General features: G+C 73.5%; 6 protein-coding genes and 1 pseudogene. 3 read left to right on the forward strand and 4 right to left on the reverse strand.

Annotated features, from left to right (window positions below; translation table 11 throughout):
* Positions 1-489: 489 nt before the first annotated feature.
* From GTW67_RS29430 to GTW67_RS29445, 4 genes are all read right to left on the reverse strand, one after another.
* Positions 490-1,479, reverse strand: coding sequence for a malate dehydrogenase (locus GTW67_RS29430; protein ID WP_161167796.1), 990 nt, complete (start codon positions 1,477-1,479; stop codon positions 490-492).
* Between the two features lie 380 nt (positions 1,480-1,859).
* On the reverse strand, positions 1,860-3,161 hold the full coding sequence (locus GTW67_RS29435; RefSeq protein ID WP_161167797.1) for an XRE family transcriptional regulator: 1,302 nt from the start codon (positions 3,159-3,161) through the stop codon (positions 1,860-1,862).
* 518 nt (positions 3,162-3,679) lie between these two features.
* Positions 3,680-4,252: a DUF3017 domain-containing protein gene (locus GTW67_RS29440; protein ID WP_161167801.1), complete on the reverse strand. Its 573-nt coding sequence runs from the start codon at positions 4,250-4,252 to the stop codon at positions 3,680-3,682.
* Between the two features lie 250 nt (positions 4,253-4,502).
* Positions 4,503-5,357: a bifunctional methylenetetrahydrofolate dehydrogenase/methenyltetrahydrofolate cyclohydrolase gene (locus GTW67_RS29445; RefSeq protein ID WP_161167798.1), complete on the reverse strand. Its 855-nt coding sequence runs from the start codon at positions 5,355-5,357 to the stop codon at positions 4,503-4,505.
* A gap of 298 nt (positions 5,358-5,655) precedes the next feature.
* On the opposite strand from GTW67_RS29445, the gene GTW67_RS29450 reads away from it, so the two are divergent.
* The 3 genes and pseudogenes from GTW67_RS29450 to GTW67_RS38400 all read left to right on the forward strand — a co-directional run.
* Positions 5,656-6,300, forward strand: coding sequence for a hypothetical protein (locus GTW67_RS29450; RefSeq protein WP_161167799.1), 645 nt, complete (start codon positions 5,656-5,658; stop codon positions 6,298-6,300).
* A gap of 143 nt (positions 6,301-6,443) precedes the next feature.
* On the forward strand, positions 6,444-7,196 hold the full coding sequence (locus GTW67_RS38395; RefSeq protein WP_161167800.1) for an FHA domain-containing protein: 753 nt from the start codon (positions 6,444-6,446) through the stop codon (positions 7,194-7,196).
* Positions 7,193-8,141 (forward strand): annotated as a pseudogene (locus GTW67_RS38400) (protein kinase domain-containing protein); the annotation flags it as partial. The gene GTW67_RS38395 and the pseudogene GTW67_RS38400, both read left to right, overlap by 4 nt.

Below are 8,141 nucleotides of genomic sequence, written 5' to 3' on the forward strand. Positions count from 1 at the left end.
CGGGCGCCTGACCGGCGGGGTCGGACGCCCACGGGGCCGGTGGAGGCGGGGCGGTGGACGCGGGTCCGGCGGAGCCGGGGGTCGCGGGCGTCGCACCCGCCGCCTCGGGCGTGCCGGCCGGCGGCGTCGGGGCCGGCACCCACGGAGCCGGCGGGGCGGCCGACGGCGTTGAGGCAGCGGCAGCGAACGGCGGGGGCGTGAGGCTCGTGCGGGTTTGGGCCGTGGCCCACGGGGGCGGTTCGGCCGGGGCGTCGCCGCCGTCCGGGGTCCAGGCCGCCCGGCCTCTCTCCTCGCTCGGCCCGTGGTCCGATCCCGCTTCCGGCTCCTCCTGCGAACCGTCGCCCTGCCAGCCGTTCATCCGTACCCCCCGCACACGTCGAACCCGGTGTTCCGAAGGTAGCGGCGAAAACGGCAACGGGCTCCGTTCCGGCCGAAACCGGAACGGAGCCCGTGCGGGGTCGTGACGTACGGCCCGCGGAGCGGAGGGTCCTAGAGGAGACCGAGACCGCGGACCGCCTCGCGCTCCTCCGACAGCTCCTTGACGGACGCGTCGATGCGGGCGCGGGAGAACTCGTTGACGTCCAGGCCCTGGACGATCTCGTACTTGCCGTCCTTGGTGGTGACCGGGAAGGAGGAGATCAGGCCCTCCGGGACACCGTAGGAGCCGTCGGACGGGATGCCCATGGAGGTCCAGTCGCCCTCGGCGGTGCCGTTGACCCACGTGTACACGTGGTCGATGGCGGCGTTGGCGGCGGAGGCGGCCGACGAGGCGCCACGGGCCTCGATGATCGCGGCACCGCGCTTGGCGACGGTCGGGATGAAGTCGTCCGCCAGCCACTTCTCGTCGTTCACGACCTCCGCGGCGTTCTTGCCGGCGATCGTGGCGTGGAAGATGTCCGGGTACTGGGTGGCGGAGTGGTTGCCCCAGATGGTCAGACGCTTGATGTCGGCGACCGTCGAGCCCGTCTTCTTCGCGAGCTGGGTCAGCGCGCGGTTGTGGTCGAGGCGGGTCATCGCGGTGAAGCGCTCGGCCGGTACGTCCGGGGCGGCGGCCTGGGCGATCAGCGCGTTGGTGTTGGCCGGGTTGCCGACAACGAGGACCTTGATGTCGTCCGCGGCGTGGTCGTTGATGGCCTTGCCCTGCGGCTTGAAGATGCCGCCGTTGGCCTCCAGGAGGTCACCGCGCTCCATGCCCTTGGTGCGGGGACGGGCGCCGACGAGGAGGGCGACGTTGGTGCCGTCGAAGGCCACGTTCGGGTCGTCGGTGATCTCGATGCCCTGGAGCAGCGGGAACGCGCAGTCGTCGAGCTCCATCGCGGTGCCCTCGGCGGCCTTGAGCGCCGGGGTGATCTCCAGGAGGCGGAGCTTGACCGGCACGTCCGCGCCGAGCAGCTGGCCGGAGGCGATGCGGAAGAGCAGGGCGTAACCGATCTGGCCGGCCGCGCCGGTGACGGTGACGTTCACGGGAGTGCGGGTCATGGCGTTCTCCGTATGACAGCTGGCGGTGGGGCGTCCCTGCCCCGGCGGATGATCGATCTCTTGGCGTCAAGAGAGATCCAGCGGTCAGGCTATCGCGCCCGCGCTGTCCGGGGCGTCGGGGTCGGTGTGGCCCGGCCCACAGCCCCGCTCCCGGTCACCCGGAGGGGGCACGCCGGGCAGGAAAAGGCGGTCGCCGGGTCCGGGAGAGGGAGGGACTGGCGACCGCCGTTCGGGGACCGTTGCCGGACTCCCGTGGGGGGATACCTTGTCGCGTGCCCGCGCGTCCGCGGACCATGCCTACGACAGGAAGATTTTCTTCCCTACGACCGCGTTTCCCCCGAACGGCTCAGCCGCTCCCCGCCCGATCCGGGCGGGGAGCCTCAGTCCGTGCAGCCCTGGCCGCCCGCGGCCAGCGTCACGCAGGCCTTGGCGTCGGCGGGGGCCTTCACCGCCACCATCGGCGTGTACGCGACCGTGTCGCCGGTCGCGGTGACCTGCCCCGCCTGCTCGTTCTTGCCGCCCGCGCTGACCGTGACCTCGTCACCCTGGCCGGCCTGGGTGACGCGGGCCCACGCGGCGCCGCAGGTCTTGCTGTAGCGGACCTCGACGGACGCCGTGCCGACGGTGGCCCGCGCGGCGGTGGTCACCAGCTCGCCGCCGCAGCCCATGGCCTCCGGGTCCTTGCCGGTGCACTGGTCGCCGCCGCACTTCACCCCGGGCGGCAGCTTCGGGTTGGCGCTCACCGTGGGCGACGGGGAGGGCTTGGTGCCCTCGTCCTTCTTCTCGCCGCCGCCGTTCAGGAGGAAGAAGGCACCGGCGGCCACGACGAGCACGCCGACGACGCCCGCGACGAACGTCCCCATCCGCTTGCCGCCCCCCGACGCGCCGTTCCGCGCGCCGGAGCCGCCCTGCGGGGGCCGGCCGTACGCACCCGCGGCCCCGTGGGCGTCCGGCACCGGCGCGGTGGCGGCCGGACCGCCCGCGTACGCCCCCGAAGCGGAACCGGAAGCGGAACCGGAAGCGGAAGCGGGCCGGTGCCCGTTGCGCGGCACGCGCTCACCGGTCGGTGACGGCCCCCGGTAACCCGCGAGCCCCCACGAGTTGCCGTCGGAGGGCCCGCCCGAGGACGTGTCCGAGAACCCGCCGGGCGCACCGCCGCCCCGGACCGGGCCGGCGGCCGAGTCGGGGCTGTCGGCGGCCGTCGGCTGCGCGGGCACCGTCGACGGCGGCAGCGTGGGCGCCACACCGGCCGGACCGGCGACCCCCGGCTTCGCCGCCGCACCGCCGCCGTGCCGGCCCGACTTGCCGCTCCGCCCGTTCCGCGAGCCGGCCGCGGGCGTGCCCAGCTCGCCGAGCGCGGCGCGCGCCTGCGAGATCCGGATGGCCTCCATGGTCATGTCGTGGCGCATCTCCGAGCGGCTCCAGGCACGCTCGGCCAGCTCCCACATGGTGGTCAGGTGGACGGGGTTGGTCCCCGTCACCTCGGCCAGGGCCACGATGGCGCCCTTGGGCGCGAGCAGCCGGCCGTTGAGATAGCGCTCCCAGGACGTCTTGCTGTAGCCCGTGGCGTCGGCGAGCGACGCGATGCTCAGCTCGCTGCGGTCGACGAGCCGGCGCAACTGGCTGGCGAACTCTCTGATCTGTGGATCGAGTTCCTCCGGCAAGGCCTTCCAACGAGGCATTGCTTCCCCCTCTTCCCCCCGGTGACGTGCTGTTTCGTTCCCCGCTCAATCCCCCGCGGTCCTCGCGCGCGGCGTCCCGCGCCGAGTCCCCGTTCTGGCTACCCACAGGGATGCGCCCGGTCAGGATCTCAGTTCCCGGGGTGGGGGCGCACAGGAGCACAGAGGCCGCGGGCATGCACCGTCGCACGCCCGCTGGTCCGTGGTCCAGTGTCCCACCGGCGGCCCCGTGCATCGAACGGAACCCCCACCGTCGTACGGATCGACCACGCTAGCCCCGTCGTTGAGCGACTTGGGGGCACATCCCCGAACTTGTCGACACTTCGGCACACGGAACGCACATGTCCGGTCACGCCCGGCACAAGGACCACGCCGTTCACGTACTCCGTAGCGGAACGGTCACTTCCGTGCCACAGCGCCCCGCCAGGCGTTGAACAGGGCGTTCCGCGTGCTGGAGGGTTGGTCGCGGCGACGGCCCGTTCTCCCACGGGGGTGGAGGACGGGCCGTCGTACGCGGGCCGTTACTTGCTGACGGTGAAGTGCAGCGTGTCCTTCAGGAACGGGATTTGCAGCAGCGGTTCCGGCTGCGTCATCAGCGCGAGCAGGGTGATGCTGAGGCCCAGGACGGCGTAGGTGGCGATGTCGGTGAAGCGTGAACGCACCGCGAGCATGCCGACGTCGGGCACCGCCCAGCGCAGCGCGGCGCCGATCAGCAGCGCGGCGCCGATCAGCACCGTGCCCCAGCGGAAGACGTCCAGCGCGGTCAGCAGCAGGCCGATCCCGACGAGGGCCACCACCGTGATCACCGGCCACTGCCGGGCGGGCGCCGGGGCGTCACCGGGCGCGGCCCGGCCGCCGCCCTCGGGCCGCGCGGTGTCCCGCGTGAAGAGCGGGAACCGCCGGGTGGCGCGCCGCGGCCTGCCCTCGGCATCGGGCGCGCTGACGGGGTCCCGAACGGTGAGCTCACCCTCCGCCGCGCCGGCCTCCGCACCGCCGGACTCCGGGCGCTCGCCCTCCGAGCCTCCGGACTCCGGACGATCACCCTTCGCTCGTCCAGCCTCCGCACCGCCGGACTCCGGGCGCTCGCCCTTCACGCGTCCAGCCTCCGAGCCTCCGGACTCCGCGCGCTCGCCCTTCGCGCGTCCCGTCTTCGCCCGTCCGGCCTCCGAGCCTCCGGATTCCGGGCGCTCGCCCTTGGCGCGGCCGTCCTCCGCGCGCTCGCCCTTGGCGCGTCCGTCCTCCGCGCGATCGCCCTTGGCGCGGCCGGACTCCGCGCGGCCGTCCTCCGGGCGCTCGTCGCCCCCGGGCCCCTTCTGTTCCTCGGCCGGCACCGTGCTCCGTCCCTCAGCCGGCACTGCGCTCCGCCGCCTCGACCACGTTGACGAGCAGCTCGGCCCGGGTCATCGGGCCGACGCCGCCGGGGTTCGGGGAGATCCAGGCGGCCACCTCGGCCACGTCCGGGTGGACGTCGCCGACGATCTTGCCCTCGGCGTTGCGCGAGACGCCGACGTCGAGGACGGCCGCGCCGGGCTTGACGTCCTCGGCGCGGACCAGGTGCGGGGAACCGGCCGCGGCGACGATGATGTCCGCGCGCTTGAGGTGGGCGGACAGGTCACGCGTGCCGGTGTGGCACTGGGTCACGGTGGCGTTCTCGCTGCGGCGGGTGAGCAGCAGCGGCATCGGGCGGCCGATGGTGACGCCGCGTCCGACGACCACGACCTCGGCGCCCTTGGTCTCCACGCCGTAGCGGCGCAGGAGGGTGAGGATGCCGTTGGGGGTGCAGGGCAGCGGCGCCGGCTCGTTCAGCACGAGGCGGCCGAGGTTCATCGGGTGGAGGCCGTCGGCGTCCTTGTCCGGGTCCATCAGTTCGAGGATGCGGTTCTCGTCGATGCCCTTGGGCAGCGGGAGCTGCACGATGTAGCCGGTGCAGGCCGGGTCCTCGTTCAGTTCGCGGACGACCGCCTCGATCTCCTCCTGCGTCGCCGTGCCGGGCAGTTCACGCTGGATGGAGGCGATGCCGACCTGGGCGCAGTCGCGGTGCTTGCCCGCGACGTACTTCTGGCTGCCGGGGTCGTCGCCGACCAGGACGGTGCCGAGGCCGGGCGTGACGCCCTTCTCCTTCAGCGCCGCCACGCGGGCGGCCAGTTCGGACTTGATCGCGGCTGCGGTGGCCTTGCCATCGAGAATCTGGGCGGTCATGCCCCCATCCTCGCGGATGACCGGCCCCCGGTTCCAATCCGGCCGCCATGCGGGCACCACCGGCCCGGCCCGGCCGGGCACACGGGGACGGGTCCGGCCGTGTCCGGTCATGATCAGCGATGTTGCACTTGCACAACACCTGTCGAATCCGGCTGGACAAGCCCGTGACGGTCGAGAACGATGGTGCAGCACAGTGCCGCGGGCAGTACCGGGGGGACGGACCGCAACCATCTGGAGAAATTCCTCCGAGCCGTGCCGCGCGTCCCCGCACACGGAGCACATCGGAGGAAGGACCGCCATGAGTTTCGGCGACCCGAACAATCCCTACGGGCCCCCGCCCGCACAGCCGCCCGCCCCACCCCAGCAGGGCTACGGTTACCCCCAGCAGCCGCCCGCCGCTCCCCAGGGCTACGGCTTCCCGCAGCAGCCGGGCTACCCGGGTTACCCGGGCGGGAACCAGATGCTGCCGCAGTCGATGCCGGGGCTGCTGGTGACGGCCCGGGTCTTCCTCTTCATCATCTCGGCCGTCCAGATCATCATCGGCCTCATCTGGCTGTACGTCGCCGCCATCGCCAACGACGTCTCCGACGCGGCGGACGACCTGAGCTCCTCCTCCGACGACCCGTTCGGCGCGATCAGCGACGGCGGTGACATCGCGGCCGGCGTGCTCGTGGTGATCGCCCTGATCGCGTTCGGTCTCGCGGCGCTGTCCATCACGCTGGGCGTCAAGTTCGGCAAGGGCGGCCAGGGCATCCGCATCACCACCGTCGTCTACGGCGCGCTCGGCACGATCGTCGGCCTCATCATGCTGTTCGTCGGCCTCGACTCCGGCCTCGCCTCGGCGATCATCTTCCCGCTGCTGTGGGTCACCTTCGGTGCCATCATCACCGCCGCCCCGGTGGTGTCCAGCGGCACGGCCTGGTTCAGCCGCCCGCGCTACTGAAGGCACCGCGGCGACTGAACAGTTCGCGCCAATCACTTCCAAGGGCCGTGTCTCACCCGTACGAGGGGGGACACGGCCCTGGTGCGTCGCCCTAGTCTGGCCCGGGTAGGCCTGGGTAGCCGTCAGGCACGGGGAGACGCACCTTGTACAGCATCATCGTGGTACCTCCGCCGACCACGGAGGACGAACGCGACCGCACCCGCCCCCAGTTCCGGCTCGCCCCCGGTGAACGGCTCGCCTTCGGGCGGGCCGTGCCGGAGGGCGGCCTGCTGATCGGGCACGACGGCGTGTCCAGAAGAGCGGGCGAGATCACCGCCCACGGCACGTTCTGGACGCTGAGCAACCTCTCGTCCCGGCAGACGTACGTGGTGGAGAACCCGGAGGGCGCGGGCGAGCACATCAAGGTGGCGCCGGGACGTCTCGACGCGCCGGTGCCGTTCGAGTTCTCGCGGATCGTGCTGCCCGCCGCGGGCGACCTGCTGCCGGTCGAGGTGTGGGCGCCGCGCCACGACTATCTGCGCGACGAGGCCGGCGCCGACGGCGAGCCGACCGCCCCGGCCTTCTCCGTGGACCGCACCAAGCGGTACTTCGCGGTGCTGGCCGCCCTGTGCGAGCCCCGGCTGCGGGGCACGCCGCACGCGCCGCTGCCCACCATGGACCAGGTCGTCGAGCGGCTGCGCCCCGCCTGGCCGGCCGCCTCCCGCACGTCGGTCCAGTGGAACATCGACTACCTGGCCGTGAAGCTGCGCCTGAAGCCGGGACCGGAGACGGCCGAGCCGGGTCCGCGGCTGAACGGCAAGAAGGAGTCGCTGGTCTCGCTGGCGCTCCGCTTCGACCTGGTCCGCGAGGACGACCTGGTGGTCCTCGCCGCGCCGTCCGAACGGCCGCTGCGGTGACCGAGCCGTACGCCGTGCCCGTGCCCAAGGGGTACCGGGTGGGTGTCTGGGAGGTGCGCGAGCCGATCGCGACGGGCGCCTTCGGCAGCGTGTACGCCGCCCGCCGCACCGGCGACGCGGGCGGCGGCGCCCTGCCCCGCACGGCCGCCCTGAAGTTCCTGCCGACCGGCACGGGCACCCCGCGCCAGCTCGCCCACCTGCGCGAACTGATCGAGCGCGAGGTCGAGTTGCTGCGGCGGCTGCGGCAGCCCCGGCTGATCCGGATGTACGAGACCCTCACCGTCGACGACCCGGCCCGTCCGCGGCTCGACGGCGCCACCGTCCTGGTGCTGGAGCGGGCCGAGGGGTCCCTGTCGGCCCGGCTGGCCGCGACGCCCCGCCCGCCGGACGGGCCCGCGCTGCTGGCGCAGGTCTGCGCGGGGCTGACTCAGCTGCACCGGGCGGGCTGGGTGCACGGGGACCTGAAACCGGCCAACGTGCTGCTGATGGCCGACGGTTCGGTCCGGCTCGCCGACTTCAACATGGCCGCCGAGCTGGAGGGCACCCACGCCTACACGCCCGCCTTCTCCACGCCGGACTACACGCCGCCCGAGCTGCTGTGGTCGGAGATCGGCGAACGGGGCCGCCGGATCCGCCCGTCCGCCGACGTGTGGGCCTTCGGCGTCCTGGCGCACCTGGTGCTCACCGGGTCCTTCCCGCTGCCCGGCGGCACCCCGAGCGCCCGCCGCGACGCCGCCGTGGCCTACGCCCGCGGCACGGACGAGCTGCGCCTGTCGCCCGGGCTGCCGGACGCCTGGCGGGACATCGTGCGGGACTGCCTGACCCGTACGCACGCGGGCCGCGTCGGCACGGACGCGCTGCTGCGGCGCGTGGCGGCGGCCACCGGCGGTGCGGACGGCACCGGGGGCGCGGGCGGTGTGGCGGGGGCCGTACGCCGGCTCCGTG

Source organism: Streptomyces sp. SID5910 (assembly GCF_009862125.1).
Lineage (GTDB): Bacteria > Actinomycetota > Actinomycetes > Streptomycetales > Streptomycetaceae > Streptomyces.

What these genes read in the sequence shown, in the direction of transcription:
- GTW67_RS29430 (WP_161167796.1), bottom strand. Translation starts at nt 1,479, where the DNA reads ATGACCCGCACTCCCGTGAACGTCACCGTCACCGGCGCGGCCGGCCAG.
- GTW67_RS29435 (WP_161167797.1), bottom strand. Translation starts at nt 3,161, where the DNA reads ATGCCTCGTTGGAAGGCCTTGCCGGAGGAACTCGATCCACAGATCAGA.
- GTW67_RS29445 (WP_161167798.1), bottom strand. Translation starts at nt 5,357, where the DNA reads ATGACCGCCCAGATTCTCGATGGCAAGGCCACCGCAGCCGCGATCAAG.
- GTW67_RS29450 (WP_161167799.1), top strand. Translation starts at nt 5,656, where the DNA reads ATGAGTTTCGGCGACCCGAACAATCCCTACGGGCCCCCGCCCGCACAG.